Raw genomic sequence first — 25296 nt, 5'->3', positions numbered from 1 at the left:
CAGGCTCGCCTCAGGGCCGGCCCGCGGGATCCTCGCGGGCCGGCAGCCGCGCCGCCAGCTCCTCCAGGTCGCCGACGAACCAGATGTGCCCGCCCCGGTTCGACTCGAACACCCAGTCGCGCAGCGCCGAGCTGGCGGCGGTGAAGCGGGAGATGTCCCCCACGACGGCCAGGCCGACGCGGTAGTTGACGAACTTCTGCGCGATCTCGCCCGCCACGCCCGTGCGCAGCGCGAAGAAGTCGTCGTGCAGCCGCCCGGCGGGGACGGCCACCCAGCTCGCGCCCCTGCCGAAGGCCTCGCCGAGCAGGTCGAGCGCGTCGCGGGTCTCGCGCAGCGGCTCGCCGTGCGGCTCGCAGACGTATACGCGGTCGTCAAGCATGTGCGGTCTCCAGGAAGTCCATGATCTCTTGGGTGTGGGCGGGGAGCAGGTGGCCGGTGCCGGGCAGGAGCCGTACGTCCGCGTCCGGCGCGGCACGCAGCAGGCGACGGCGGGTGCCGTACGAGTCGAGCATCCGGTCGCGGCCTCCGGCGATGACCAGCAGCGGCATCGTGAGGCGGCTCAGGGCCGCGTCGGGGAAGATCGGCAGCTTGCCGCGGCGGGGCCGGAAGCTCCGGTGGATCAGCAGCGCGAACTCGGTGAAGTCGTCGTCCGGGGGCGCGGGACCGGTGGCGGGGCCGAGGACGAGGCGCATCGCCCGGCGGCGGCCCCGTTCCCCGCCGAACGCCAGCAGCGGCAGCGCCCCGAGCAGCGGCAGCCACCGCTGCCGGCCGATGCCGCTCGGGCACATCAGCGCGAGCCGTTCGACCCGGTCAGGCCGGCAGGTGGCGTAGTCGAGCGCCATCCACCCGCCCAGCGACACCGCGGCGATCGAGACCCGTTCGATGCCCAGCCCGGCCAGCACCTCCGCCAGCCAGCCGGCGTAGACGCCGGGCTCCAGCGGCGGCCGTGACGGCGCGCTCAGCCCCGGCTCGCCGATGAGGTCGACCGCGTGGACCCGGAACCGCCGTGCCCACGCGGCGACGTCCGCCAGCCACATGGCGCTGTTGGTGCCCGACCCGTGCAGGAGCAGCAGCGGCGGCGCGCCGGCGGGCCCGCACGCCACCACGAACGTCTCCCCGTGCCCGGTCGGCACCCGCACATGCTCGTACGGCACCGGCCAGCGCTCGAGGAGCTCCCGGTAGCGCCGTTCGACGGCCCCCGCGCCCTCCGGCGAGGCGTAGATCGCGACCACGGGCCTCACTCCCTCACCAGCGCGTCGATGATCCTCAGGACCTGGGCGCTCTCCTCCAGCGTGCCCAGCACGATGACCTTCAGGTGCTCGCGTTCCTCGTCGTAGACGAACTCCACGCGCAGGCCATGGGGGCGGCTCGCCAGCGACCCCAGGACCATCGTGCTGACCCGGTCCATGTCGCGCCTGGCGATGCCGTCGACCTGCACGATGCTCGACGCCTCCGCGCGGCGGGGCGTGACGAGCGGCGTGCCGGTGAAGGCCGCCAGGTCCTCCTTGGCGATCCGGTACTGCTTGCCGATGCGCACGGCCGGCAGCCGCCCGTCGCGTACGTAGTTGCGGACGGTCTTGACGTGCAACCCCAGCAGGGCCGCCACCTGTTCGACGGTGTAATACTCCATATCGCTCCCTATGATGGCACACAATAGGGAAGGATAGGGAATGAATAAAGCGGGTGAAAGCGGGCGTAAAGCGATCTTCTATTCGGCCCACTAGTCTCACCGTTCATGACCCGCCTCAGCCCGGCTCTCGGGCCGCTCACCCCCCGCCAGCGCTGGCGGAGGGTCCGCCTCCAGGCCTACTCCTGGTCCCTGACCGGCGCGTACCGGCTGGGCGCGATGCACCCCGCCATCTGGCGGCTCGTCGCCCGGAGCTACCACCCGGCCTTTGACTGGCTGGCGGCCCGGCACGCCAGGCTGGCCTGCCAGTTCGCCGCCGTGGACGTGCCCGCCTACCGGCACTTCCTGGGGGCGAACGGCGCCGGGCACGCCAGGAGGCTGGCGGACTTCCCCGAGACCAGCAAGCAGAACTACGCCGCCGTGTACGACGAGGAGAGCCGCTGCCAGGAAGGCAGGTTGCACCGGCCCGGCGTGATCGTGGACGAGTCGTCGGGGTCCAGCGGCAAGCCGTACAACTGGGTACGCGGGCCGCGCGAGCTCAAGGGCATCTACCGCAACGCGGCCGGCTACATCGAGCTGGTCTTCCCCGGCAAGCGGCTGTTCGTGATCAACGCGTACTCGATGGGCGCCTGGGCCACCGGCACCACCACGGGCACCGCCATGGCGCGCGTCGCGATGGTCAAGAACACCGGCCCCGACCTGGAGAAGATCGCCGACACGCTGGAGCACTTCGGGCCCGGCTACGACTACGTGGTGGCCGCGTACCCGCCGTTCCTCAAGCACCTGCGCGACCGCCTGGACGAGAGCGGTTTCCCGTGGCGGGACTACCGCATCCGCGGCATGGTCGGCGGCGAGGGCATGACCGAGGCGCTGCGCGACTACCTGGAGGAGCGCTTCGAGGAGGTCCGCTCCGGTTACGGCGCCAGCGACCTGACGATCGGGATGGGCGCGGAGAGCGGGTTCAGCGTGTGGCTGCGCAAGCGCCTGGCCACCGACCAGCGGCTGCGCGAGCTGTTACTCGGACCGGGGGAGCAGCGGCTGCCGATGATCTTCCACTACAACCCGCTGGAGACGTTCCTGGAGGTCAACGGCGAGGGCGAGCTGCTCTGCACCATCAACACCAAGAGCTGCCTGCAGCCCAAGCTGCGTTACAACGTCGGCGACGAGGCCAGGCTGCACACCCTCGCCGACGTCAGGCGGGCGCTCGGCGCCGACGAATACGAGCGCGCGTGGACCGACGAGCGGATGAACCTGCCGCTGCTGTTCCTGTTCGGCCGCAAGGACTCGACGATCTCCTACATGGGGGCCAACCTGTATCCGCAGGACGTCGAGTACGGCCTCTACCAGGGCAATCCGTACGCGGCCGCGATCAACCGGTTCTGCCTGTCGCTGGAGGAGCTCCCGGGCCTGGAGTACCGCCCGGTGATCAACATCGAGCTGCGCGGCCCTGACGCCGCCGACCGCGACGAACTCGCCGAGATCTGCCGCAAGGGCGTGGTCGCCCACCTGAGCGCCGTCTCGCGCGACTTCGCCGAGTCGCTCAAGGAGGACCCGACGGCCGCCGACCTGCGCGTCAAGGTCTTCGACCCGGGCGAGGGGCCGTTCGCCGGCCTCACGAAGATGAAGAACGTCTACCTGGTGAAGGACGCATGAGGACCACGGACTTCAGCAAGGCACCGGCGCAGGGGCGGGCGACGGCGATGTTCGTCGGCGCGACCCGCTACCGGGGGCCGCTGTCGATAGTCACGCTCACCCTGACCTGGTTCCGCATGGTGCGGGACATGAAGCGGATGCGCGGCTACTGCTGGCACAAGGTCTACTGGGAGTTCCCGTTCACGCTGGGCACGCTCGCGTTCTTCGAGGACCGCGACGCGCTGCTGCGCTTCGCCCGCAGCCGCCACCACCGCAAGCTCATGCAGTGGGTGACGGACGGCACCAGGAACGCCACCGGCGGCTACATCCGGCTCTACAACGCCGAGCCGGAGGGCTACAGCAACGGGGTCTGGCGCGCGGAGGGCGGGCCGATGGCGCACATCGAGACGTTCACCCCGCTGTCCGTCGAGGATGGCGAGGGTCCCCGGGTGAGGCGCGGGTGACGCTGCATCCCGTCGAGAGCCGCCGCGACCTGCGCGACTTCCTCGCGCTGACCGACCGCGTCTACGCGGGCGAGCCGCGCTTCATCCCGCCGCTGCACGCGCAGGTACGCACGTGGCACCGGCAGGGGGTACGGCTGTTCCTGCTCAGGCGGCGCGGGCGGGTGGTCGCGCGGACCACCCTGCACACCGACGCCGCGCTGGACGCCAAGCTGGGCCGGGCCACGCAGCTGTTCGGGCTGACCGAGTTCGCGGAGGAGGCGGCGGAGGAACTGTTCGACGGCATCCTCGCGGCCGGGCGCGACGCCGGGAAGGAGGCAGTGTTCGGGCCGGTGTCGCTGCTGCCCAACCAGGCGGGCGGGGTCATCACCTCCGGTTTCGACGAGCGCGGCTTCATCGACAGCGCCTGGAACCACCCGTACTATCCGGTGGCGTACGAGGCGTGCGGCTTCGCCCGCCGCTTCGAGTCCGACACCTGGATCTGCCCGGTGCCGGAGGAGCCGGTGTTCGCGTTCGACGACGGGCGGATCGCGGCCGAGGGGCTGCGCGTGCACCGGGGCGACCGGCGGCGGGTGGCGGAGCAGTTGCCGATCCTGCGGGAGATGCTGAACGCCAGTTTCGCGCAGCTCGGCTACTACACGGAGATCTCGGCGGAGCAGCTCGCGGCGCAGACGGACGGGCTGGCGTACCTGCTGGACGAGTCGTTGCTGCTGTACCTGACGAAGGAGGAGCGGCCGATCGCGTTCGTGCTGTGCTTGCCCGACATTTCACGATTTATCGCGAAAATTCGTGGCAATCTCCACCTCCTGAATCAGCTCCGCCTGCTGGCCACCCGGTCCCGCTACCGCAGCGAGGCCGTGCTCATCATCAAGGGCACGGTCCCCGGGGAGCAGGGCCACGGCTACATGCGACTGCTGGCCCGGGAACTGCACGAGGGGCTGCGCCGGGGCGGCTACCGGGCACTGCGCAGCACGTACGTCGAGCGCACGAACCCCGGCTCCGCCGCCCAGTACACCGCGATGGGCGGCCGGCCCCTGCACGGCTACACGTTCTACGAGAAGGGCCTGACGGCGTGAAAGACCGGCTGCGGCCGCTGGAGCCGGACTTCTGGCGTGCCCCCAGCGCCCACAACACCCAGCCCTGGACCCTCACCTACACGGCCGCCGGGGCCGAGGTCGGCTGGGACCCGTCACGCGCCCTGCCCATCAGCGACCCCACGGGCCGCGACCTGCGCCTGAGCCTGGGCGCCTTCGTGGAGTGCTGCCTGATCGTCTGCGCCGACGCCGGCCTGCCGGTCGGCTTCCGTCCCGATCCGGGTCCGCACCGGGTGGGCGTCCTGTACGCCGCCGCGCAGCCGTACCGGACGCCCTTCACGACGGCGGACGTCCGGGCGCGCGGCGCCAACCGCGGCGAGTACCACCCGGGACGCCTCCCGGACCCGCTGGTCGTCGAGCTCACCGGGATGCGGCGGCTGGCCTGCCGCGACCTCGCGGACCTGCTGCACGCGGCCGACCTGCACCAGTTCGGCGACCAGGAGGTGACGCGGGAGCTGCGCGCCTGGCTGCGGCTCACCCGCCGCCACCGCCGCTACCTGCTCGACGGCCTCACCGACCGGGCCCTGTCCCTCAGCAGGGCGGAGGCCATCGGCCTGCGCGCCTCGCTGGCCCTCTACCCGGCCCTGCGTCCCCTGGGCCTCCCGAGGGTGCTGGCCGGGGCCTCGCGTGATCTGCTGGACTACGACGGGGACGTCCTGGTGCTGGTGGGGGCGGTCGAGGACGAGCTGGAGCTGGGGCGCGTGCTGATGCGGCACTGGCTCACCCTGTCCGCGCGCGGCTATGCCACGCACCCGCTGAGCCAGATCATCGACTGCGAGCCGACCAGGCAGGCCCTCGCGGACCGGCTGGGCGTCACGGACCCCCGGACCCTCCTCCACGTGGCCCGAGTCGGCCGCCCGACCTCCCCCGCCACCCCCTCCTCCCGCCTCAGACCCTGACCATCCCACCCCTCCGGCCTTCCGAGCCTCTGCCTTCCCCGCCCCTCCGGTCTCCCGGCCCTCAGCTGCCTCCTCGGCTGCCTCAGCCGTCTGCGGTTTGCCGCCTGCCCGGCTGTGGTGCGCGAGAGCGGCGGCCAGCCCGCGGGCGTGGCGAGCGGTGGGTCGGGTAGCGGCCCCTCGGATGGACCGTGCGGTGGCGCTCAGCGGTAGGCGGTCAGGCCGTCCGCCAGTTGTTCCGTGTCGCCGTCCCGGTGGGCGTCGAGGGCCTGTTGCAGGGCGAACGTGCCGCGGATGGCGGCGATGCGGGCCGCCGTCTCGTCGTCGGCCCAGCCGCCCAGCGCGAGCACCCGGCCCAGGAACGTGTCGCCGTGGCCGGCGCCGACGGCGGCGAGGTCCTCGGCGGGGTCGCCGATGGTGGCCTCGTCCCAGTCGATCACGCCGCTGAGCCGGGGCCGCCCGCCGTCGATCTCCCACAGCACGTTCTCGGCGCCGAGGTCGCCGTGCGCCACCGCTGTGGCGACGTGGGGGAGACCCGCGGCCGCGGCGAGCTCCCGCTCGGCCCGCCGGCGTCCGCCGTCCGACATGAGCCCGAACAACTCGGCGTGGACATCCGCCTCGAACCGCCGCCACCGATCCTCCGGCGTCCACGGCAGTGCCGCCCGCGCCCGCTCGTCGGCCCCCGCCCGGGCCAGCGCGGCCAGCAGCTCGGCGTACTGCTCCGCCGCCGCCCCGGCCACCGCCGGGTCGTCGAGCGCGCCGTCCTCCAGCGGCGCGCCGGGGACGCGGCTGAGCACCAGGTACGGCGCCTTGCCCGCGCCTTCGGACAGCGGCCGGGGGATGCGGAAGCCGAGTCCGAGCCCGGCGAGCACGCGCAGCATGGCCGCCCGGTGCGGCAGCCGGGCAGCCGCCGCCTTGGTGCGGGGCAGGCACACGACCCGGTCCGAGCCCATTACGACCCGATGGAACTGCCCCTCGCGGACGGGGAGAGGTCCTGATTCGGCGTCCTGGGCCAACCAGCTCAGTGGATCATCCATCGTCCCAGCATGGCGGCAACGTCCCCGGAACACCGAACCGGTCGGGGGAAGGCACGGCGGCGAGCGCCTGAACGCGCCCGTCCCGGCGGCAGGGGTCTGAACGGAGGCGAGCGCCTGAACGCGCCCGTCCCGGCGGCAGGGGTCTGAACGGAGGCGGGCCCTGAACGCGCTCGTCCCGGTGCCTGCGTGGCGGGCACCGGGACGAGCGCGTGATGCGGGGCTTGATCAGTCGTCGTGGTGGAAGCCGTGGTCGGGCCAGGAGCCGACCCAGTTGCCGTTGCCGCTGGTGGGCCAGTTGCGGTGATGCCAGTGGGGGTCCCACGACCAGTCCCAGCCGGCGCCGCCGTCGTCCTTGCAGGCCTTGGTCTTGCGGGTCCCGGCGAACACGCCGTGGTCGGTGACGTGGTGATACGTAATGTCGTCGCCCACCCCGAGGCCGCAGTGCTTCGAGTTGTGGTGCTTCCCGTGGTCGTCGGCCGTGGCGGGCGTGGCGCTTCCGTACAGTGCGGTCGCGGCGAGTAGCGCACCGCCGACGGCGATGAGGCTATTCCTCATGATCTCCCCCTGTAATCACGAAGTGACATCGGAGATCACTATACGTAGCGATCTTGGGGGGCAGGTGCAGCGCCACACCCCGTTTTCGATCAACAGGCCACCGTTGATCAGTAACCCGGATGTACAAGTGATCTACATTGTAAAGGCGTCGGCTCAGGAAGATCGCACGGCCGCCAGGTAGGCGTGGATCGCGTCGCGGTTGCGGGAGAGGCACTCGATGCGCTGCTGGATGCGGTCGGCCTCGGCCTCCAGGAGGTCGGCCAGCTCCGGGGTGAGGCACTGCGGGTGCAGGTGGATCTCGTCGGGCTTGTTCAGGAACGGCAGGACACGGCGGATGATCTCCGTGGTGAGTCCGGAGTCGAGCAGGCCGCGGATCTGCTGAACCCGGTAGACGGCCGGCTCCGGATAATGGCGGTAGCCGTTGTCGGCGCGCTCCGGGTGGAGGAGGTCCTGCTCCTCGTAGTAGCGGAGCATGCGGGTCGGCACGCCCGTCAGTCGCGACAGTTCACCGATTCTCACGGCGGGGCCTCCCGGCTTGCCTTCACATTGATGTGAACGTTTCAGCATATTCGACATGTCTGGTGCGACGATCGCCGACGCCGTACGCGTCGGGAGAATGCCCTGGTCGGGACTGCTGGCGCTGTTCTCGGCGGCGTTCACGGCGGTGATGACGGAGCTGCTTCCGGCGGGGCTGCTGCCGCAGCTCGGCGCGGCCCTGGGGGTGCCGGAGGGGCGGGCCGGGTTCCTGGTGACGGCGTACGCGGTGGCCTCGACCCTGTCGGCGATCCCGCTGACGGCGTTGCTGCGCGGGCTGCCGCGGCGGCCCGTACTGGTGGGGACGCTGGTGGGATTCGCCCTGTTCAACACGGTGACCGGGCTCTCGTCGTCCTATGCGGTGACCTTCGGGGCGCGGGTCCTGGCCGGCGTCATGGGCGGGATCCTGTGGGCGATGCTGGTCGGGTACGCGGCCCGGATGGTGCCGGTCGAGCGGCGGGGGCGGGCCATCGCGATCGTCTCGGCGGGGATCACGGTGGCGCTGTGCGCGGGGATTCCGGCGGGCGCGGCGCTGGCCTCGGCGTTCGGGTGGCGGACCGCTTTTCTGGGGCTGGCGGTCGTGGCGGTCGCGCTGGTGGGGTGGGTGCTGTGGAAGGTGCCGGACTTTCCCGGTGAGGCGGCCACGGTGCGGGTTCCGTTGCGGCGAGTGGCGGTGCTGCCCGGTGTCCGGACGATCCTGGGGGTGACGGTGCTGGTGCTGGTCGGGCATCAGGCGATGTACACGTACCTGGCGCCGTTCGTGGCCTTCGCCGGGTTGGGGCGGACGAGTGTCGTGCTGCTCGTGTTCGGGGTCGGGACGGTGGCGGGGATCTGGGTGACCGGGGTGGTGATCGACCGGTTCCCGCGGGTGACGCTCGTGGTGGTGCTGGCCGTGGTGGCGGGGGCCATGGCCGTGCTGGCCGTCTCAGGTGGGCCGGGCTGGGCACCGCTGGGCGCGGTCGCGCTGTGGGGGGCGGCCTTCGGCGGAGTGCCGACGTTGCTGCAGTCGGCGCTGGTGGACGCCTCCGGGGCGGGGAACGCGGATGCGGCCACGTCCATGCAGACGACCGTGTACAACGCGGGGATCGCCGCGGGGTCGCTGGCCGGCGGGCTGGTGCTGGAGGGCGCCGGGGCGGGTGCGCTGCCGTGGACCTCGTTGCCACTGGTGGCGGTGGCCCTGGCGGTCGTGGTCGCGGCGCGCCGTCGCGCGTTCCCCGCCCGCCGGTCCTAGAGGCCGTTCCTGGCCAGGGGTTCGACGAGTTCGCGCTCCTCGTACGACAGGTGGGACAGCAGGCTGTCGGTGAGCAGGTCCACGGTCTCGCGCAGGTGGCCGAGGCCGTCAGGGTCGCCGACGAACGAGACGAGGGCGCGGTCGACGCGTTCGATGATCTTGTGGATGGCGTGGTGCTCTTCCTGGAGGCGGTCGAGCACGGGGGCCAGGGCGGGCTCCGTGCGGCGGAGGTGGGGGAAGAACATGGTGTCCTCGGCGGTGTGGTGCATGGTGACGAGGCGGCAGTAGGACTCGCAGTAGGCGCCGAGGGTCCAGTTGTTCTGGCGCATGGTCATGGTGTTGATGTGCGAGCGGGCGGTGCCCGCGTCGATCGCTCCGGAGGCTACCTGGTCGATGAGGTCGCGGAGCTGGGCGAGTTCGGCGCGCAGGTGGTCGTGCACGTCGATGAGGTGCCGGCCGTTGGCCTGTTCGGCGGGGGTATAGCGCCTGGTGGGGTCGGGGGCGGGGCCGGTGGGGCGGGTGGTCTCGTCCCAGACGCGTACGTCGGTGAGCCGTACACCGTCGTCGGGGGTCGGGGTGGCGCCCAAGGCGGCGGTCGGGCTTGCGGTTTTTGCCGCGGCGGTGGGTGGCGGCGGGGTGGCCTGGGTGCGTTCCGCGGCGACGAGTTCGCGTACGGCCGGGGCGGTCTCCTGGGCGAAGCGCTGGAGACGGCTGGGGTCGTTGGCCGCGAGGATGAAGACGCTGACTCCGTACGTGAGGGCGATCTCGGCGAGCTGGGCGGCGGGCAGTTCCTCGCCGAGATTGAGCAGGCGGCGGATGTCGCGGGGCGAGCGGCCCGCCTCGGCGGCGGCCTCGTCGATGACGGCGTTGCCCTCGCCGATCTTGCCGACGTCCTGGAGGTAGGGGAGGGAGGGGAGCCAGCCGTCCGCGAGGCGGCCGGTCACGCGGAGCATGCGCGGCTTGTACGCGCCGAGCCAGATGCCGATGTCGTGGGCCGGGCGCGGGCCTCGCGGGGCGGTGACCTGGTAGTGCTCGCCGTGGTGGCCGATGGCGCCGGGGGCGTCGGTGTCCCAGGCGGCGCGGATGATCGGGATGGCCTCCTCGAGCGCGTCCACGGCCTGGCGGGGGGACAGGCGCGGGGCGCCCATGGAGGCGATGGCGTCCCGGTATCCGCCGGTGCCCAGGGCGAGCTCGAAGCGGCCGTGGCTGAGGATGTCGAGGCTGGCGGCGGCCTGCGCGAGCATGGCGGGCGGCCGGAGCGGCAGCGGATGCACGTTGCCGGCCAGCCGGATGTTCTCGGTGGCGGCCGCGACGTAGCCGAGCAGGGTCCAGGTGTCGAGGAAGGTGGGCTGGTACGGGTGGTCCGAGAAGGTGACGAGGTCGAGTCCGGCGCGCTCGGCGAGCTGGGAGAGGGCGACGACGGTGTCGGCCTGGTGGGCGGAGGGCGCGAAGCTGACGCTGAAGAGCAGCTCGTGGCCGTAGTCGGGCATGGGGGCTCCTTGGATGTGCCGTTCGCCGCCGGACTTTGGTTGGTAGTGCGAACAGTTGGTAATAAGAACTAAATTAGTTCGTATTGTGAACCATTGTCAACTAGACTCGATGCCGTGGCCGCGACGTTCACTACCGCCCTCGTACGTCTGGGGCACCTGGTGCAGCAGGTGTTCGGGGACGTCGGCAGGGACCAGGACCTTACGCCGCAGCAGGCGCAGCTGCTGTGCCTGCTCGTCGGCGGGCCGGTGGGGATGACGGAGCTGACGCGTACGCTGCACCTGGAGAAGTCGAGCCTGACGGGGCTCGTCGACCGGGCGGAGAAGCGGGGGCTCGTGGCCCGCACGCGTGATTCCCGGGATCGGCGGGCCTGGCTCGTCGAGCTGACCCCCGAAGGGGAGCGCGTCGGGGCGCTGGCGCACGACGGGGTCGAGGCGCGGCTGGAGGCGTTGACGGGGGAGCTGCCGGTGGAGCATCGGGAGCTGCTGGCGTCCGCCATCGACGGGATCCTCGCCGAGTACGCCTCCACGACCGGTCGCACCCGCCCCCAGCCCGACCGCACCCCTGCTACACCGGCCTGACCCCCACCCCCGCCATCCCCGGCCTGACCCCCGCCGTCACCGCCCTGACCCGCCCCGCCGTCACTGGCCTGGCCCCGCCCCGCCATGCCCGGCCCGACTCCCGCCGTCACCGTGACCCGCCTTGCCGTCACTGGCCTGGCCCCTGCCCCCGCCGTGACTGGCTGGACCTCCGCCTCCACCGTCACCGGCTTGACGCCCCGGCTTCGCCCGCCTGACGTGCCCCGCCGGTCGCCGACCCGGTGACGCCCGCGCTCACCATGCCGCGATGGTCGAGAGGGGCCCGTTGAGGTGCGGTGGCGTCGATCGGGGCAGGGGAAGTGGCGCCCTTGGAAGGCCGGGGCGAGCTGGAAGCGGGGGCGTGGGTCAGGAGGTGAAGACGGTCGCGAGGAATGCCGTCAGGGCCTCGGTCACCTCCGTGGGGCGTTCGAGCGGCGGCAGGTGGCCCGTCTCGGGGAGGTCGATGCGGCGGGCGGCGGGAATGCCGGCGCTGAGCAGGTCGGACATCTGCTGGATGCCGGGCACGTCCGACAGGCCGTTGACCACCAGGGTGGGGGCGGTGATCTCGGGCAGGCGCGTCACGGCGGGCGGGACCAGGTGGCGTTCCGTGGATCGGGGGCCGCTCCAGGAGCGCTCGAACACCAGGCCGCACATCTCCACCGCCGACTCCCACACCTCGTCGGAGAGCGCGTCGCGGCCACGGTCGGGCCCGGCGGTCTGCCAGAGCGTGTGGGCCTCCGCCATCGCGCGTACGTCGGCGGGATCCACGTGGTCGGCGGTGCCGGCGCGGTAGCGGGCCAGGCGGTCGGCGGGCACCGAGCCGTGGACGCGCTCGCGCGCCTGGTCCAGCATCTCCTGCGGCCATGGGTGGCCGGCCAGACCCGAGCTGATCAGGGCGAGCGCGGCCACCCGGGAAGGGGCGGTCAGGGCGACCTCGGTCGCGTACGCGCCGCCCATCGAGTTGCCGACCAGCGCCGCCCGCTCGACTCCCAGCGCGTCCATGACGGCGAGCAGGTCCTCGTGATGGCACACCTCGCCTGCGGCGCCGCCGGATCGCCCGCGGCCCCGCCAGTCGTAGCGGATCACGCGGTAGCGCTCCGAGAGGGCGCGGAACTGGTGCTCCCAGAGGCGCATGTCGGTCGTCCCGCCATGCACGAGCACGACGGTGCCCACGGGTGTTGCGGGGCCGGCCTCCTCGTACGCGATCTTGACGTCGTCGATGATCAGCATGCTCGGCACGCTACCGCCGCGTGCGGCCGGGAGATCGGCCTGTTCGCCAGAGGCGCAGCCGCGCGGGCCGGAGGATCGGCCTGTTCGCCAGGGGCGCAGCCGCGCGGGCCGCATGAGTTCCGAGCACCGTCGAATCGCGAGCATCATTGACGCAGGCAAGCCACGTACGGACCACAGGTGAACCCATCCATGCTTCCAGAAGAACTCAGAGCCGCCCTGGACAAGGCCCTGTCCGGCTACGCGCCGCAGGAGCTGTCCGACTCCGTGGCGCGGCTCACCGAGCGTTACCGTACGAACGCCGCCACCGGTGGAGGCACCCACATCAGGTCCCAGGCCGACGTGGCGGCCTACGCCGCGTACCGGATGCCCGCCACCTACGCCGCCGCGGCCACGGCCATGCGCCAGGCGGCCGTCATGACCCCGGGCTTCCGGCCGGGGAGCCACCTCGACGTCGGCGGTGGCACGGGGGCGGCGATCTGGGCGGCGGGCGAGACCTGGTCGTCCATCGAGCGGGTCACGGTCATCGAGCACGACCCGCAGATCATCGACCTGGGCAAACGCCTCGCCCGTACGTCCGAGGCCCTGCGCGGGGCCACCTGGCGGCAGGCGTCGGTGCGACCCGGCCTCGACCGGCCCGTGGCCGACCTGGTGACCATGTCGTACGCCCTGGGCGAGCTCCCCCAGGACAAGCGCCGGGAGATCGTCCGCTGGCTGGCCGCGGACGCGGCCATGGTGATCGTCATCGAGCCCGGCACCCCGGCGGGTTACGCCACCGTCGCCGAGGCCAGAGAGGTCCTGGTCGACCAGGGGCTGAGCGTCGCCGCCCCCTGCCCCCACGACGGCCGCTGCCCGATCGAGCAGGGACGCGACTGGTGCCACTTCTCCGTCAGGCTGCCCAGGACGTCCCTGCACCGCCGGATCAAGGCGGGCACGCTCAGCTTCGAGGACGAGAAGTTCTCCTACGTGGCCGCCATGACGGTCCCGGGGGAGCGGGCCGACACCCGGATCCTGCGCCACCCGGTCAAACGCAAGGGCGTGGTGTCCCTGCGGCTGTGCGCCGGGGAGGAGGGGATCCGCGACGTGATCGTGTCCAAGCGGCAGGGCGACCTCTACCGCGCGGCCAGGGACGCCGACTGGGGGGACGGCTGGGGCGACGACGGTTTGCGGCTCGGTCACGGAAATGGGTAAGGGGGCGGTTCCGGTTCGGCGGGTGGGCCATCCTTGGAGGATGTGGACGACTGATCTTCTTCATTCCCTCTATGCCCGGCGGCTGCGCCGCCAGGCCACGGCGGGTCCGCTGCCCCGCCACGTCGGTTTGATCATGGACGGCAACCGGCGCTGGGCCAGGCAGCAGGGTCTGGCCAGCCCGAGCATCGGCCACAAGTACGGCGCCGAGCACATCGACCACGTGCTGTCGTGGTGTGAGGGGCTGGGGATCGAGCACGTGACAGTGTTCCTGTGCTCGACGGAGAACCTTCAGCGCCGCGGTGACGAGGAGGTCGCCTACCTGTTGCGGGTGATCGAGGAGATGGTCGCCGAGCGGCTGGACCGGCCTGACGCGCGCTGGCGCGTCCATGTGGCGGGCCTGCTCGACATGTTGCCCGACACCACGGCCCGCGCGCTCAAGAGCGCCGTCGAGGCCACCCGTACGTGTGCCACCGGCTTCCACCTCACGCTGGCCATCGGGTACGGCGGTCGCCAGGAGGTGATCGACGCCCTGCGCGAGCTGCTGTACGAGCGGGCCGAGACCGGGCAGTCCATGGTGGAGCTGGCCTCGACGTTGAGCGTGGACGACATCGCGCCCCACCTCTACACGGCCGGTCAGCCCGACCCCGACCTGGTGATCCGCACCAGCGGCGAGCAGCGCCTGTCGAACTTCCTGCTCTGGCAGTCCGCCTACTCCGAGCTGTACTTCTGCGAGGCGTACTGGCCGGCCTTCCGCGAGATCGACTTCCTGCGGGCGCTGCGCAGCTTCGCCGCCCGGCAGCGACGGTTCGGGGGCTGAGATGCTGGAACTCTTCGACCGGCAGCTGCGCCAGGAGGCCCGCGCCGACGGGCCGGACGCCAAAGTGGAGCGGGTCGGCAACGTGGTGCGGCAGGTCGCGCCCGAGCACGGCTGGAACGGCGTGCTCTGGTCCGGCCTCGACGAGCGGAACGCGGACGCGGAGATCGCCGAGCAGGTGCGCTACTTCGGGGAGCTGGGGCGGCCCTTCGAGTGGAAGCTGTACGGCTACGACCGGCCCGGCGACCTCGACCGGCGCCTCCTGGCCGCCGGATTCACCCCGGAGCCCGCCGAGACGCTGATGATCGCCGAGATCCCGCGCCTGCCCCTCGGAGGGGAGCCGCCCGAGGGGGTGCGGCTGGTGCCGGTGACCGGTTCCGACGGTGTGGAGCTGATGGCCGACGTTCACGAGAGCGCCTTCGGCACCCCTGACGCGCACTTCCGGGAACGGCTGCTCGACCAGCTCGCCGGGGGCGAGGTCGTCGCCCTCCTCGCGATGGCCGGTGACGTGCCGGTGAGCGCGGCCCGCATGGACCTGCATCCGGGCACCCGGTTCGCGAGCCTGTGGGGCGGCGGCACCGTGCCGGAGTGGCGCGGGCGCGGCATCTACCGGGCGTTGGTCGCCTACCGGGCCCGCGAGGCGGTCGCCCGCGGCTACGACCATCTGCAGGTGGACGCCTCCAGCCAGAGCCGTCCGATCCTGCTGCGGCTGGGGTTCGAGGCGATCACCACGACGACGCCGTACGTCCACGAGTGAGTACCCTTGATGGCCTGACCGTATCCGCCGGAGGAGGCCCGCACGTTGCCTGGAACGAACCCGCGCGAGCTCGGCCTGCTGGCCGACTGCGAGAGCTGCTTCGGGCTCTGCTGCGTCGCGCTGCCGTTCGCGGCGTCGGCCGATTTCGCGGTGGACAAGAAGGCCGGGGAGCCCTGCCGCAACCTGCGTGACGACTTCCGTTGCTCCATTCACGCGGAGCTCAGGGAGCGCGGCTTTCCCGGCTGCACCGTGTACGACTGCTTCGGGGCGGGCCAGAAGGTCTCGCAGGTCACCTTCCAGGGCACGAGCTGGCGGCAGGCGCCGGGCACGGCCGGGGAGATGTACGCGATCTTCCCCGTGGTGCGGCAGTTGCACGAGCTGCTGTGGTATCTGGCGGAGGCGCTGACGCTGGAGGCCGCCAGGCCCGTCCACGCCGAGCTGCAGGGCGCGTTCGACGCGACGGAGCGGCTCACCCGGGAAAGTCCGGACGCGCTGAAGGAGCTGGACGTGCCGGCGCACCGGGCCGAGGTCAACGTGCTGCTGCTGCGGACGAGTGAGCTGGTCCGGGCCGGGCGCAAAGGCAAGGAGCGCAGGGGAGCGGATCTGATCGGGGCCAAGCTGTCGGGCGCCGACCTGCGGGGTGCCAACCTTCGCGGGGCGTACCTGATCGGCGCCGATCTGCGGGGTGCGGACCTCCGGGAGTCCGACCTGATCGGGGCTGACCTGCGGGGGGCCGACCTGTCGGGCGCGGACCTGTCGGGGGCGCTCTTCCTCACCCAGCCCCAGCTCAACGCCGCCACCGGCGACGCTGCCACCCGCCTGCCGGCCGCGCTCACCCGTCCCGCCCACTGGCCCGCCACCCGCTACGAACGGCCGTCCCGCGGCACGGGCCCCCGCCGCGACCCCGGCTCCGCACGCGGCACGGCCTCCGCACGAGGGACCGGCTCCGATTCCAGCCGCACTTCCGGCTCGGGGCGGCGTTCGGGCCGCGGCTCCGGCCGCCGGCGCCGCGGCTGAACACCGCGCCCGGCTGAACACCAGGAGCCGCTCCCGCGCTCGGCCACCCCGAGCCCTTCGATCTGCGCTACCTCGGGGTCGGCAACGAGGACGAGATCACCGACGAGTCGGCTGAAAGCACGTATACGTGTCGTCTACGGCTTCTGGATGCCTGCGCATTACTTTCTACTTAAAGATTCAATCTTCCCCAAGTAAAGGATTTCGACATGAGCAGTCCAACCCGCAGGCAAGCACTCACCGCAGGCGCTGTCGGTGCTGTCGGGGCCGCCGCGGCGATCGCCCCCGCCCTGGCCGGCACCGCGTCCGCCGAGAGCGGCACGAGCGAGTCCAACCCGCTGTTCAGCCAGGAGAACTCCATGCTGGTGCTGATCGACTACCAGCCCGAGATGGTCAACGGCGTCACCTCGATGAACAAGGACCTGCTCCAGCTCAACGTCAAGGCCCTGGCCCGGATCGCCCGGTTGCTCAAGATCCCCACCGTGCTCACCACCGTGGGCGTCAAAGCGGGGGTCAACCACCCCACCATCCCCTCCCTACGCGAGGAGGTGCCCACCCTCATCGAGTACGACCGCATGACCATGAACGCCTGGGAGGACGAACCCGTACGCCGTGCCATCAAGGCGACCGGGCGCCGCAACGTCGTCTTCGCCGCGTTATGGACCGAGATCTGCCTCGCCTTCCCCGTCGTGCACGCCCAGCGCGACGGCTATCGGACCATGGTCGTCACCGGCGCGGTCGGCGGCACCAGCCGGGCCGCGCACGAAGCCGGCATCCAGCGCGTGATCCAGGCGGGCAGCATCCCCAACTCCTTCCTCGGCATTCTCGGCGAATGGATCCGAGACTGGTCCGACCCCCGCTCCGACGCCGGGCGCGAGGTCGTGCCCTGGTACTGGGCGGAACTGGCCAAACTCGACCTGGGCTGAACCGGTCACGCGGCACCCGGACCTGGCCCGGCCGCCGCCTGCCAGGTCCTCGTCGTCGGCTCCGGACGATCCGGACGCGCAGGAGACCGATGCGCCGGCCAGGTCCGTCCTCGCCCGCGCTCAACCGCCGTGGACACCTCACCCCCTCGTCACACCGCGAGGCAGCGGGCGTCAAGGGCGTCAGGGCTTCAGTACGCGGTAGCGCAGGTGGGTCACGGACCCGGTTCCCGCGACGGGTTCCCCCTCCGGGATCAGCTCGGCCCGCTCCCCGGCGAACAGCGGCGTGCCCGCCCCCATCAGCAGGGGGACGAGGTGGAGCCACACCTCGTCGAGCAGGCCCGCCGTGAGCAACTGCCGGGCGACGTCCGCACCCAGCACCAGGACGTCCTTGTCCCCGGCGGCATCCTTGGCACGTCGGACTGCGGCCTCCAGTCCGTCGAAGGCGAACGTCCCGCCGTTGTCGCCGAGGAGGTCCTCCCTGGTCCGGTGGGTGACCACGAAGCTCGGGACGCCGGGCCACGGTGTGCCGCCCCACGGGACCACGCCGAGGTCGAAGGTACGCCGTCCGATGACGACGGCTCCCACCGCCGCGTCCACCTGCCGGCGGATGCCGAGGTCGACCCCGCCGCCCGGCCCTTCCCCGGCCATCCACTCGTGCAGCCGTTCGCCGCCGTCCCCCATCGGCTCCTCCTTCCGGACGTTCGGTCCCGCCGTGAACCCGTCCAGGGACATCGACACATCCAGCACTACCTTGCTCATCGCGCGCCTTCCTCCGATCCGGCGGCGCCGCCACCCGGTGCCGTCACGAGAAGGTCGGAGCCGATCCGGCCGTCGCGACATCACGACGGAAAGATCAGTGGGAAATGAACGTGAACGCGGACGACCAGGGTGGCTCTCGACCGGCAATGGTCATCGTGGTCGATGACATCATCCAGCCGCCGAACTCCAGCTGATCGTCGCCCTTGTCCTGCCCCGCCTCGGTCAGCGACACCTGGGCGAGGCGGACCGGTCGCCCTCACTGAGCGGATCGGCGTTACGCCGCAAGAGGCGAGAACGGCAGCACTGCCAGCGATGATTACCTATCACGCAGGGGAGATTACAGTACGTAGGGATTGGTAGAGAAAAGATGTGATTTCTCCGGGGGAATGCTCACCCGCCAGCATCGCCGGTCCGAGTTCTTCGCGGCCCACAGCCGGGTGCGGCAGCACCGGCTGCGGCTGCCCCACACGAGCCGCCGTCGGAATTCGGGGGGATCCGGCCCGCACCGGCAAACCGGCCCAGCAGGACCTTCTCGAACGGAAGATGACCGCACCGGTGATCGCGGCCCTGTCCATGCCCGGACCGCTCGGCCGCCGACTGGCCCAGATCACCGTCCACCGCCGGCACTGACCACTTCACCTGTCATCGCGCACGCGGGAGCATCCCTTGGCCGCACCCATCGACGACCCACCGCCCAACTCGTCCGCCGTACCCGCCGACCCCGGCACGGGCCACCCACCGCACGGCGAGATCCGGCAGAGCGGCCCGGCGGCGGTTGACGAGGTCGCTCCTCTTCCCCGCGCGCCGGGAGCCTGGCCACTGCTGGGCCATGCCCCGGCCCTGCTTCGTGATCCGCTGAAGTTCCTCAGCTCGCTGCCCGCCCACGGAGACCTGGTGCGGATCACGCTCGGCCCCGTCGATGCGGTCGTGGTCTGCCGGCTGGATCTGGCCCGGCAGATGATCGGCGACGAACGCGTCTTCGACAAGGACGGCGCCCTGTGGCGGCGCGTACGAGAGGTCGAAGGCGACGGTGGGCTCGTGTGCGCACGCCGTGCCGAACACCGCCCCCTGCGCCGATTGGCCCAGCCCGCCTTTCAACGCACCCGCCTGCCCGGCTACGCCACCATCTTCGGGCGGTATCTGGCCCACGTCGCCGACTCCTGGCGCGACGGCCAGATCCTCGACGTCCCCACGGCAGCCCTCCAGATCAGCTGTGAGGCCATGACGCGAACCTTGTTCCCCGCCTCCACGAGCCGTCGATCCCTGGCTGAGATCCGCCAGGCGCTTCCGGCGATGGTGCGCGGCATCTTCCGCCGCATGATCACCCCGCCCCCGCTGGATCGGCTGCCCACCCCGGCCAACCGCGCCTACCACCGTACTGAGCGGCGGCTGCACGACATCACCACCCAAGCCGTACGTGACTACCGCAGCGCCGGCCTCAACCGCGGCGACATGCTCTCGGTGCTGCTGGCCAACAGCCCCACCGTCGACTCGCCCACCCCGTCGGGCACGGGCCGGCCACGCACCGACAGGGAGCTGGGGGAACTCGTCGCCAGCCTGTTCCTCGCCGGCGCCGAGACCACCAGCGCCGCTCTGAGCTGGGCTCTGCACCTGCTGGCCGAGCACCTCGACGTACAGGACCGGGTGGCCGACGAGAGCCGGCGCGTCCTCGGCGGGCGCGCCGCCGCCGGCGAGGATCTGCCGCAGCTGCGCTACGCCAGTGCCGTGGTCAGCGAAACCCTGCGGCTGTATCCACCGGCCTGGTTGCTCACCCGCCACACCACCGCCGACACCCATCTCGGCGGCCACCACCTGGCCGCGGGCACCACGATCATCTACAGCCCCTACCTGATCCACCGGCTGCCGGCCCACTATCCCGACCCCGACACCTTCCGCCCGGAACGCTTTCTCACCCCTTCCGGCGCCCCCAAGCCCCCATCGCCGAAGAACTTCCTCGCCTTCGGCGACGGCGCCCGCCGATGCATCGGCGACCAGTTCGCCACCATCGAGCTCATCCTCGCCCTGGCCACCATCACCGGCCGCTGGCACCTGCACCCGGTCCCGGGACGGCAGGTCAGGCCGCTGGCGCGCACCGCTTTGCATCCCCACCACCTGAGCCTGCGGCTGAGCCGCCGTGACGACCCACTTCCCGCCCGCCCCTGACGACCACCATCCACCGCGAGGGACCCGCAATGGCCAACGCCGCCGATCCGGCCATCACCGTGCACCTGCCCCCGATGTACTTCCCGGCTCCCCTGCGCCGGCACCCGCAGATCGAGGTGATGCAGCGGCGCGGCCTGGACTGGATGGCAAGCCATGGCTTGTGCGACGACCCGACCCTGGCCCGCCGCATCACCGGCACCCGCACCGCGCACTTCTTCGGCTACCTGTGCCCCCAGGCCGACCCCGACCGCCTCCAGATAGCCGTCGACTGGGGCTATCTCATGTTCGTCTTCGACGACGTCCCCTGGGACGCCACCGCCGGGGCCGACTCTGGCTTCCTTGACATGGCCGTACGCAACATCCGCACCCTGCAAACCCCCGACGCGGGCCTGCTGCCGCCCGGACACCCCATGACGGCACCCGTCACCGACCTCGCCCGCCGCATCCACCAGGCAGCCGTCCCCGAACAGGTGCGCCGCCTCGCCGACAGCCACCTCAAATGGCTGCTCGGCGCCGCCTGCGAGCTCTGCGCCGCAGCCCGCGCCGCCCCGCTGAACGCGAACGAGTACCTCGCCCTACGGCTGATGTACTCCGCCGCCGAACCCACCCTGCGGTTCTTCCAACTGGCCGAACCGGACACGATCAGCGAAGGCGAGATCACCAGCGCACGCGTACGGGCGCTGACCGAGATGGCCGGCATGGCCGCCGCCCTCGACAACGACCTCTACTCGCACGGCAAGGAGCAGTGGCTCGCCCAGCGGCGGACCCTCTCCAGCCGGCCCGTGATCAGCAACCTCATCGACCTCTACATGCGCGACCACACCCTGCCCCGCGACCGGGCGCTGCATGCCGCCGCCGTCCTCCGAGACCGGATCGTCGCCCGCTTCGTCGAGGTGCGAGACCAGGTCATGCCGTCCGCCTCACCCGCGCTGTACCGGTACCTGGACAACCTCACCTGCCTGTTGCGCGGCAACTTCGAATGGGGCCTGATCGCCGAGCGCTACACCGATCCCGACGGCGACCACCCTGGCGCCGTCCGCACCGTGGCCACCGTCTCGGCCATCCCGGCCGCGACGGGCGCTCCCAGCGTTCCAGCGATCGACTGGTGGTGGCAGTGAGCACCCCGGCCCGCACAGGCTGATGATCTTCGTAAGGGAAGGAAGGGCCGGGTGCCTCAGGGCGCGTGTGCTGGACGAGAACGATCCGATCGGGAACCAGACGCCATCAAGGCGCACCGGGTGGAACCGCCGGCGCGAGTTCACAGAGCCTCCCCCTTAAGCAGGGAGCCGACCCATGCGTCCACCCGGATTCCTCGGTGCAGAAGTCGCTTCCGGAGCGTGGCCTCCACGGTGAAGCCTGCCTTCTCCGCAACCCGGCGGGAAGCCCAGTTGCCTACCTCGGCGCGCCACTCGATCAGTTCCAGACCATGGGTGCGGAAGGCCCACCGACACACAGCTCGCACCGCATCGGTCGCAACGCCACGTCCGCGGGCTTTCGGATCAACCCAGTATCCGATCTCGGCCGTACCCGGTGCGCCCAACCACAGACCTACGCGGCCAAGGCGTTCTCTCGTGGACACCTCCTCGGCGAGGAACTCCAGACGCTGGCCACTCTGCGCGCCGGCGATGGCCAGCTGCTCCACGAAGAACGCCGCATCTTCCATGCGGTAGGGCGCCGGCAACTCCACGAAGTGCTGCAAGGCCGGATCCAGGGACACCTCATAGACCCACGGGATGTCCGCCGGTTTGAACGGCCGCAGGGCAAGCCAGCCTGCTTTGATCCCATTTCGCTCCATGGCGCGATCTTCGTCGGCCGGCCCGCAGGCGCGCAATGCGATAACAGCCGAGTCCCGGGACAGGTGGGCGAGGCGCCTCGCAGGCCGAATCTGATGGCGCCCCTGGTCAGGTGAGCGTGGTGGTGTCCCCGAGGGACTCCAGCAGGTCGCGCAGCGTGTGGGCGAGCTCGTCCCGGCGCTCCTTCGGCAGGGCCGAGAGCACGCGGTCCTCCGTCGCGACATGGTCCGGCAGGGCCCGGTCGATCAGGGCGTACCCCTCGTCGGTGAGCGTCACGTAGACCACCCGCCCGTCGGCCTCGCTGGGCGTGCGGGTCACCAGCCCCCTGGACTCCAGGCGGTCGAGCCGCTGCGTGATCGCCCCCGACGTGACCATGGAGGCCCGCATCAGCTCGGCCGGCGTCAGCCGGTGCGGCGGGTCGCTGCGGCGCAAGGTGGCCAGCACGTCGAAGGAGGCCCGGTCGAGCCCGTGCGCGGCGAACGTACGGCCCAGCTCCGCGTCGATCAGCCGGATCAGCCGCGACAGCCGGCCGATCACCGCCATCGGCGAGACGTCCAGGTCAGGGCGCTGGGCGTCCCATTGCTTGAGTATCAGGTCGACGTGATCAGCCACCACTCCAGCCTAACGATGCCTTAGCGGTGAGGTAAATCACCTCGCCAAGTAACTTAGCGCTGAGATACTTTGTCTTAGTGCTAAGAAATCAATCGGGAACCGTCCTGCTGACCGCGCTGACCCCCGCCATCTGGGGGACCACGTACCTCGTCACGACCGAACTGCTGCCGCCCGGCCGCCCGCTGCTGGCCGCCGTGATCCGCGCGCTGCCCGCCGGTCTCCTCCTGGTCGCCATCACCCGCCGCCTGCCCGCGGGCATCTGGTGGTGGCGCGCCCTGGTGCTCGGCGCGCTGAACATCGGGGTGTTCTTCGCGCTGCTGTTCGTGGGGGCGTACCGGCTGCCCGGAGGGGTGGCCGCCACCGTGGGCGCCATCCAGCCCCTGCTGGTCGCGTTGCTGTCGGCCGGGCTCCTCGGCGAACGCCTGTCCATGCGTACGACGCTGGCCGCCGTGGCGGGCGTGGCCGGGGTGAGCCTGCTCGTGCTGCGGGCCGACGCCCGGCTGGACGCGCTCGGCGTGGCCGCGGCGCTCGGCGGCGCCGTCGTGATGGCCTTGGGCGTGGTGCTGAGCAAGCGGTGGCAGTCGCCCGCGCCGCTGCTGGCCACCACCGGCTGGCAGCTCGTGGCCGGTGGCCTGCTGCTGCTCCCGGTGGCGTTCCTCGTCGAGGGCGCGCCGCCGGCCACCCTGACCAGCGCGAACCTCGCCGGGTACGCCTACCTCACGATCATCGGATCCGCGCTCGCCTACGTCCTGTGGTTCCGGGGCCTGCGGCTGCTGTCGGCGACCAAGGTCACATTCCTGGGCCTGCTCAGCCCCGTGGTCGCCACCGCGCTCGGCTGGCTCGTCCTCGGCCAGGAGCTGACCGCGGCCCAGGCGTTCGGCGCGCTCGTCGTCCTGGCCGCCCTGGTCGTGGCCCAGCGCCAGCCTGCCCGCACGTTGACCGAGAAGCCCCGCGTCCTGGCCGGAAGGGCCGGAAGGGCCGGAAAGGAGTCCTGACATGCGCATCACCGTCTTCGGAGCCGCCGGAGCCGTGGGCGGCAGGGTCGTGGCCGAAGCGCTGGCGCGCGGCCACGAGGTCACCGCCGTCGTCCGCGACCCCGCCCGCTTCCCCCTGCTGCCTCCCGCCGCGCACGCCCGCACCGGCGACGCCTCGGACGTGGCGGACGTGGCGGACGTGGCCGCGCTCAGCGCCGGGCAGGACCTTGTCATCAGCGCCACCCGGCCCGCGCCCGGCCACGAGGCCGACCTGGTCACGACCGCCAAGGCGCTGCTGGCCGGGGTGGCGAGGACCGGCGTGCGGCTGCTGCTCGTCGGCGGCGCGGCCGGGCTGACCGTGCCGGGCACCGGCGGCCTCACCGTCGTCGAGACCCCGGACTTCCCGCCCTCGTGGCGGCCCATCGCGCTGGCCTGCAACGCCCAGCTGGAGGTCTGCCGGGCCGAGCCGGGCGTCGACTGGGCTTACGTGAGCCCGCCCGCGCTGCTGGAGCCGGGGGAGCGTACCGGACGCTACCGGCTCGGGGGCGACGAGCTGCTGGTGGACGCCGAGGGCAGGTCGGCGATCTCCATGGAGGACTTCGCCGTCGCGCTGCTCGACGAGGCCGAGCGCCCCCGGCACCACCGCGCCAGGTTCACGATCGGCTACTGAACCGCCGTCTCACAAGGTCACGGGCAGCGACGTCAGGCGCCAGGTGCCGGGGTCGGGCATGTGCCGCACCTCGCCGGCGAGCGCCAGGCCGGGGAAGCGGCGCAGCAGGGCCCCGATCGCGATCCCGGCCTGTACGCGGGCCAGCGAGGCCCCGACGCAGAAGTGCGCCCCGTGCGCGAACCCGAGATGCCCCGACTCCTCGCGCCGCAGGTCGAACCGGTCCGGCTCGTCGAAGGCGCGCGGGTCGCGGTTCGCCGAGGCGATCGAGGCCGTGACCGGCACGCCCTTGGGAACGGTCACGCCGCCGATCTCGATGTCCTCCGCGGTGAAGCGGGGGATGGTCAGCAGCTGCGGCCCGCACCAGCGCATCAGCTCCTCCACCGCCCGCGGCATGAGGGCGGGGTCGGCGCGCAGCGCGGCGAGCTGGCCGGGGTGGGACAGCAGGGCGGCGACGGAGTTGGCGATGAGGTTCGTGGGCGTCTGGCCGGCCATGACGAGCGTCCAGACCATGGTGATCAGCTCGGTCTCGGAGAGCCGGTCGCCGTCCGCCTCCATGACGCGGGCCAGGTCGGAGATCAGGTCCTCGCCCGGCTCCGCCCGGCCCCTGGCGACCGCGGCGGTGGCGCCCTCGAGGATCCGCGGGATGGCGTCACGGAAGCTCTCGCCGTGTCCGGCCACGATGGCGGCGCCGTACTCGCGCCACCGGGGACGGTCGGCGACGGGGATGCCGACCAGTTCGCAGATCACCTCGATCGGCAGCGGGCCGGCGAAGTGGGCCAGCAGATCCGGCTCCGCGGGCAGCTCGTCGAGCAGCCGCTCCACGATCGCCTCGATGCGCGGCCCGAACTCGGCCGCCCTGCGCCGCGTGAACGCGGGCGCGACCAGCCGGCGCAGCCGGGCGTGCTCGGCGCCGTTCATCTCCGACATGGTCCGCAGGTACGGCAGGCAGTGCTCCGGCACGTCGGGCCGCTGGTAGCTGTGCTCGTTCGTCGTCAGCCTGGGGTCGCTCAGCATGGCCCTGGCCTCCTCGTGCCGGGTCACCGCCCAGAACGGGCCGAACCCGGGCGCCACCAGCCGCGCCACGGGCGACCGCTCCCTGGCGCTCGTGTACGCGGTGAACGGGTCCGCCAGCACGGCGGGATCGGTCAGGTCGACCTCGGGCACATCGGTCATATCCACTCCCTGAACTGAATGATGACATCATCCGGATGTTCACGGTATCTCGATCTGCGAGCACCCGGCAACGCGAGGGACGAGTCAGCG

General features: G+C 71.8%; 28 protein-coding genes and 1 pseudogene. 16 read left to right on the top strand and 13 right to left on the bottom strand.

The genetic code is table 11. The features are described 5' to 3' along the window. Nucleotides 1-10: 10 nt before the first annotated feature. From ACIHFD_RS10195 to ACIHFD_RS10185, 3 genes are read right to left on the bottom strand one after another with little or no spacing between them, the layout of a single operon-like run. Nucleotides 11-379, bottom strand: coding sequence for a DUF4180 domain-containing protein (locus tag ACIHFD_RS10195; protein WP_397366472.1), 369 nt, complete (start codon nt 377-379; stop codon nt 11-13). Then, entirely contained in the window at nt 372-1232 is an 861-nt protein-coding gene (locus ACIHFD_RS10190; protein WP_397366470.1) for an alpha/beta fold hydrolase, read from the bottom strand. The genes ACIHFD_RS10195 and ACIHFD_RS10190 overlap by 8 nt, the downstream gene beginning before the upstream one ends. A gap of 5 nt (nt 1233-1237) precedes the next feature. Continuing rightward, nucleotides 1238-1630 carry a helix-turn-helix domain-containing protein gene (locus ACIHFD_RS10185; RefSeq protein ID WP_397366469.1) on the bottom strand — a complete coding sequence of 131 codons (393 nt, stop codon included), beginning with the start codon at nt 1628-1630 and terminating at the stop codon, nt 1238-1240. A gap of 105 nt (nt 1631-1735) precedes the next feature. On the opposite strand from ACIHFD_RS10185, the gene ACIHFD_RS10180 reads away from it, so the two are divergent. The 4 genes from ACIHFD_RS10180 to ACIHFD_RS10165 are packed head-to-tail and all read left to right on the top strand — an operon-like array spanning nt 1736 to nt 5713. Continuing rightward, the gene (locus tag ACIHFD_RS10180; protein ID WP_397366468.1) at nt 1736-3280 is read left to right on the top strand and encodes a phenylacetate--CoA ligase family protein; all 1545 of its coding nucleotides are present in this window, start codon (nt 1736-1738) and stop codon (nt 3278-3280) included. Further along, the gene (locus ACIHFD_RS10175) at nt 3277-3723 is read left to right on the top strand and encodes a DUF4188 domain-containing protein (protein WP_397366467.1); all 447 of its coding nucleotides are present in this window, start codon (nt 3277-3279) and stop codon (nt 3721-3723) included. The genes ACIHFD_RS10180 and ACIHFD_RS10175 overlap by 4 nt, the downstream gene beginning before the upstream one ends. After that, the gene (locus ACIHFD_RS10170) at nt 3720-4796 is read left to right on the top strand and encodes a hypothetical protein (RefSeq protein ID WP_355200344.1); all 1077 of its coding nucleotides are present in this window, start codon (nt 3720-3722) and stop codon (nt 4794-4796) included. Before ACIHFD_RS10175 ends, ACIHFD_RS10170 begins: the two co-directional genes overlap by 4 nt. Continuing rightward, the gene (locus ACIHFD_RS10165; protein ID WP_397366466.1) at nt 4793-5713 is read left to right on the top strand and encodes a hypothetical protein; all 921 of its coding nucleotides are present in this window, start codon (nt 4793-4795) and stop codon (nt 5711-5713) included. The genes ACIHFD_RS10170 and ACIHFD_RS10165 overlap by 4 nt, the downstream gene beginning before the upstream one ends. 200 nt (nt 5714-5913) lie before the next feature. On the opposite strand, the gene ACIHFD_RS10160 is transcribed toward ACIHFD_RS10165, so the two are convergent. From ACIHFD_RS10160 to ACIHFD_RS10150, 3 genes are all read right to left on the bottom strand, one after another. After that, nucleotides 5914-6747 (bottom strand): aminoglycoside phosphotransferase family protein, encoded by an 834-nt coding sequence (locus ACIHFD_RS10160; protein WP_397366465.1) that lies wholly within the window; start codon nt 6745-6747, stop codon nt 5914-5916. A 225-nt stretch (nt 6748-6972) separates the two neighbouring features. Then, nucleotides 6973-7302 (bottom strand): hypothetical protein, encoded by a 330-nt coding sequence (locus tag ACIHFD_RS10155; RefSeq protein WP_397366464.1) that lies wholly within the window; start codon nt 7300-7302, stop codon nt 6973-6975. Nucleotides 7303-7455: 153 nt separating this feature from the next. Then, nucleotides 7456-7821 (bottom strand): MerR family transcriptional regulator, encoded by a 366-nt coding sequence (locus ACIHFD_RS10150; protein ID WP_350727392.1) that lies wholly within the window; start codon nt 7819-7821, stop codon nt 7456-7458. Between the two features lie 55 nt (nt 7822-7876). On the opposite strand from ACIHFD_RS10150, the gene ACIHFD_RS10145 reads away from it, so the two are divergent. Further along, nucleotides 7877-9067 (top strand): MFS transporter, encoded by a 1191-nt coding sequence (locus ACIHFD_RS10145; protein WP_397366462.1) that lies wholly within the window; start codon nt 7877-7879, stop codon nt 9065-9067. Here the strand turns inward: ACIHFD_RS10145 and ACIHFD_RS10140 are convergent. After that, the gene (locus ACIHFD_RS10140; protein WP_397366461.1) at nt 9064-10557 is read right to left on the bottom strand and encodes an LLM class flavin-dependent oxidoreductase; all 1494 of its coding nucleotides are present in this window, start codon (nt 10555-10557) and stop codon (nt 9064-9066) included. The genes ACIHFD_RS10145 and ACIHFD_RS10140 overlap by 4 nt on opposite strands. 114 nt (nt 10558-10671) lie before the next feature. On the opposite strand from ACIHFD_RS10140, the gene ACIHFD_RS10135 reads away from it, so the two are divergent. Then, nucleotides 10672-11136, top strand: coding sequence for a MarR family transcriptional regulator (locus ACIHFD_RS10135; RefSeq protein WP_350727395.1), 465 nt, complete (start codon nt 10672-10674; stop codon nt 11134-11136). A 363-nt stretch (nt 11137-11499) separates the two neighbouring features. Here ACIHFD_RS10135 and ACIHFD_RS10130 read toward each other — a convergent pair whose 3' ends face one another. Continuing rightward, nucleotides 11500-12363, bottom strand: coding sequence for an alpha/beta fold hydrolase (locus ACIHFD_RS10130; RefSeq protein ID WP_397366460.1), 864 nt, complete (start codon nt 12361-12363; stop codon nt 11500-11502). Between the two features lie 189 nt (nt 12364-12552). Between ACIHFD_RS10130 and ACIHFD_RS10125 the strand changes: the two genes are divergently transcribed. The 6 genes and pseudogenes from ACIHFD_RS10125 (at nt 12553) to ACIHFD_RS10100 (ending at nt 17062) form a co-directional block, all read left to right on the top strand. After that, nucleotides 12553-13551, top strand: a complete 999-nt coding sequence (locus tag ACIHFD_RS10125) for a small ribosomal subunit Rsm22 family protein (protein WP_397366458.1) — start codon at nt 12553-12555, stop codon at nt 13549-13551. A gap of 40 nt (nt 13552-13591) precedes the next feature. Further along, entirely contained in the window at nt 13592-14368 is a 777-nt protein-coding gene (uppS, locus tag ACIHFD_RS10120; protein ID WP_350727398.1) for a polyprenyl diphosphate synthase, read from the top strand. Nucleotide 14369: 1 nt separating this feature from the next. Continuing rightward, nucleotides 14370-15122 (top strand): GNAT family N-acetyltransferase, encoded by a 753-nt coding sequence (locus tag ACIHFD_RS10115; RefSeq protein WP_397366457.1) that lies wholly within the window; start codon nt 14370-14372, stop codon nt 15120-15122. Nucleotides 15123-15167: 45 nt separating this feature from the next. Beyond that, nucleotides 15168-16139, top strand: a complete 972-nt coding sequence (locus ACIHFD_RS10110; RefSeq protein ID WP_397366456.1) for a pentapeptide repeat-containing protein — start codon at nt 15168-15170, stop codon at nt 16137-16139. Between the two features lie 50 nt (nt 16140-16189). Further along, a pseudogene (locus ACIHFD_RS10105) lies at nt 16190-16312 on the top strand (hypothetical protein); the annotation flags it as partial. Between the two features lie 33 nt (nt 16313-16345). Next, nucleotides 16346-17062: an isochorismatase family protein gene (locus ACIHFD_RS10100; RefSeq protein ID WP_397366455.1), complete on the top strand. Its 717-nt coding sequence runs from the start codon at nt 16346-16348 to the stop codon at nt 17060-17062. 180 nt (nt 17063-17242) lie between these two features. On the opposite strand, the gene ACIHFD_RS10095 is transcribed toward ACIHFD_RS10100, so the two are convergent. Then, entirely contained in the window at nt 17243-17821 is a 579-nt protein-coding gene (locus ACIHFD_RS10095; RefSeq protein WP_397366454.1) for a dihydrofolate reductase family protein, read from the bottom strand. Between the two features lie 94 nt (nt 17822-17915). After that, nucleotides 17916-18053: a hypothetical protein gene (locus ACIHFD_RS10090; protein ID WP_397366453.1), complete on the bottom strand. Its 138-nt coding sequence runs from the start codon at nt 18051-18053 to the stop codon at nt 17916-17918. 434 nt (nt 18054-18487) lie between these two features. Between ACIHFD_RS10090 and ACIHFD_RS10085 the strand changes: the two genes are divergently transcribed. Beyond that, entirely contained in the window at nt 18488-19984 is a 1497-nt protein-coding gene (locus ACIHFD_RS10085; protein WP_397366452.1) for a cytochrome P450, read from the top strand. 29 nt (nt 19985-20013) lie between these two features. Beyond that, nucleotides 20014-21102, top strand: a complete 1089-nt coding sequence (locus ACIHFD_RS10080) for a hypothetical protein (protein ID WP_397366451.1) — start codon at nt 20014-20016, stop codon at nt 21100-21102. A gap of 140 nt (nt 21103-21242) precedes the next feature. On the opposite strand, the gene ACIHFD_RS10075 is transcribed toward ACIHFD_RS10080, so the two are convergent. After that, nucleotides 21243-21779 (bottom strand): GNAT family N-acetyltransferase, encoded by a 537-nt coding sequence (locus ACIHFD_RS10075; protein WP_397366450.1) that lies wholly within the window; start codon nt 21777-21779, stop codon nt 21243-21245. A 106-nt stretch (nt 21780-21885) separates the two neighbouring features. Further along, nucleotides 21886-22389: a MarR family winged helix-turn-helix transcriptional regulator gene (locus tag ACIHFD_RS10070; RefSeq protein WP_185075997.1), complete on the bottom strand. Its 504-nt coding sequence runs from the start codon at nt 22387-22389 to the stop codon at nt 21886-21888. A gap of 77 nt (nt 22390-22466) precedes the next feature. On the opposite strand from ACIHFD_RS10070, the gene ACIHFD_RS10065 reads away from it, so the two are divergent. Then, a complete protein-coding gene (locus ACIHFD_RS10065; RefSeq protein WP_397366449.1) occupies nt 22467-23384 on the top strand; it encodes an EamA family transporter in 918 nt (305 codons plus the stop codon). 1 nt (nt 23385) lies between these two features. Then, nucleotides 23386-24033: an NAD(P)-dependent oxidoreductase gene (locus ACIHFD_RS10060; protein WP_397366448.1), complete on the top strand. Its 648-nt coding sequence runs from the start codon at nt 23386-23388 to the stop codon at nt 24031-24033. Between the two features lie 9 nt (nt 24034-24042). Here the strand turns inward: ACIHFD_RS10060 and ACIHFD_RS10055 are convergent, their stop codons facing one another. Further along, nucleotides 24043-25206 (bottom strand): cytochrome P450, encoded by a 1164-nt coding sequence (locus ACIHFD_RS10055; protein WP_397366447.1) that lies wholly within the window; start codon nt 25204-25206, stop codon nt 24043-24045. Between the last annotated feature and the right edge of the window lie 90 nt (nt 25207-25296).

The sequence above is a fragment of the Nonomuraea sp. NPDC051941 genome (assembly GCF_044593615.1).
This window is presented reverse-complemented; position numbering and strand designations above follow the sequence as displayed.

Coding starts and splice junctions, on each gene's coding strand:
- ACIHFD_RS10195 (WP_397366472.1), bottom strand. CDS start 379: ATGCTTGACGACCGCGTATACGTCTGCGAGCCGCACGGCGAGCCGCTG.
- ACIHFD_RS10185 (WP_397366469.1), bottom strand. CDS start 1,630: ATGGAGTATTACACCGTCGAACAGGTGGCGGCCCTGCTGGGGTTGCAC.
- ACIHFD_RS10180 (WP_397366468.1), top strand. CDS start 1,736: ATGACCCGCCTCAGCCCGGCTCTCGGGCCGCTCACCCCCCGCCAGCGC.
- ACIHFD_RS10175 (WP_397366467.1), top strand. CDS start 3,277: ATGAGGACCACGGACTTCAGCAAGGCACCGGCGCAGGGGCGGGCGACG.
- ACIHFD_RS10160 (WP_397366465.1), bottom strand. CDS start 6,747: ATGGATGATCCACTGAGCTGGTTGGCCCAGGACGCCGAATCAGGACCT.
- ACIHFD_RS10155 (WP_397366464.1), bottom strand. CDS start 7,302: ATGAGGAATAGCCTCATCGCCGTCGGCGGTGCGCTACTCGCCGCGACC.
- ACIHFD_RS10145 (WP_397366462.1), top strand. CDS start 7,877: ATGTCTGGTGCGACGATCGCCGACGCCGTACGCGTCGGGAGAATGCCC.
- ACIHFD_RS10140 (WP_397366461.1), bottom strand. CDS start 10,557: ATGCCCGACTACGGCCACGAGCTGCTCTTCAGCGTCAGCTTCGCGCCC.
- ACIHFD_RS10130 (WP_397366460.1), bottom strand. CDS start 12,363: ATGCTGATCATCGACGACGTCAAGATCGCGTACGAGGAGGCCGGCCCC.
- ACIHFD_RS10125 (WP_397366458.1), top strand. CDS start 12,553: ATGCTTCCAGAAGAACTCAGAGCCGCCCTGGACAAGGCCCTGTCCGGC.
- uppS (WP_350727398.1), top strand. CDS start 13,592: ATGTGGACGACTGATCTTCTTCATTCCCTCTATGCCCGGCGGCTGCGC.
- ACIHFD_RS10115 (WP_397366457.1), top strand. CDS start 14,370: ATGCTGGAACTCTTCGACCGGCAGCTGCGCCAGGAGGCCCGCGCCGAC.
- ACIHFD_RS10100 (WP_397366455.1), top strand. CDS start 16,346: ATGAGCAGTCCAACCCGCAGGCAAGCACTCACCGCAGGCGCTGTCGGT.
- ACIHFD_RS10095 (WP_397366454.1), bottom strand. CDS start 17,821: ATGAGCAAGGTAGTGCTGGATGTGTCGATGTCCCTGGACGGGTTCACG.
- ACIHFD_RS10080 (WP_397366451.1), top strand. CDS start 20,014: ATGGCCAACGCCGCCGATCCGGCCATCACCGTGCACCTGCCCCCGATG.
- ACIHFD_RS10075 (WP_397366450.1), bottom strand. CDS start 21,779: ATGGAGCGAAATGGGATCAAAGCAGGCTGGCTTGCCCTGCGGCCGTTC.
- ACIHFD_RS10060 (WP_397366448.1), top strand. CDS start 23,386: ATGCGCATCACCGTCTTCGGAGCCGCCGGAGCCGTGGGCGGCAGGGTC.
- ACIHFD_RS10055 (WP_397366447.1), bottom strand. CDS start 25,206: ATGACCGATGTGCCCGAGGTCGACCTGACCGATCCCGCCGTGCTGGCG.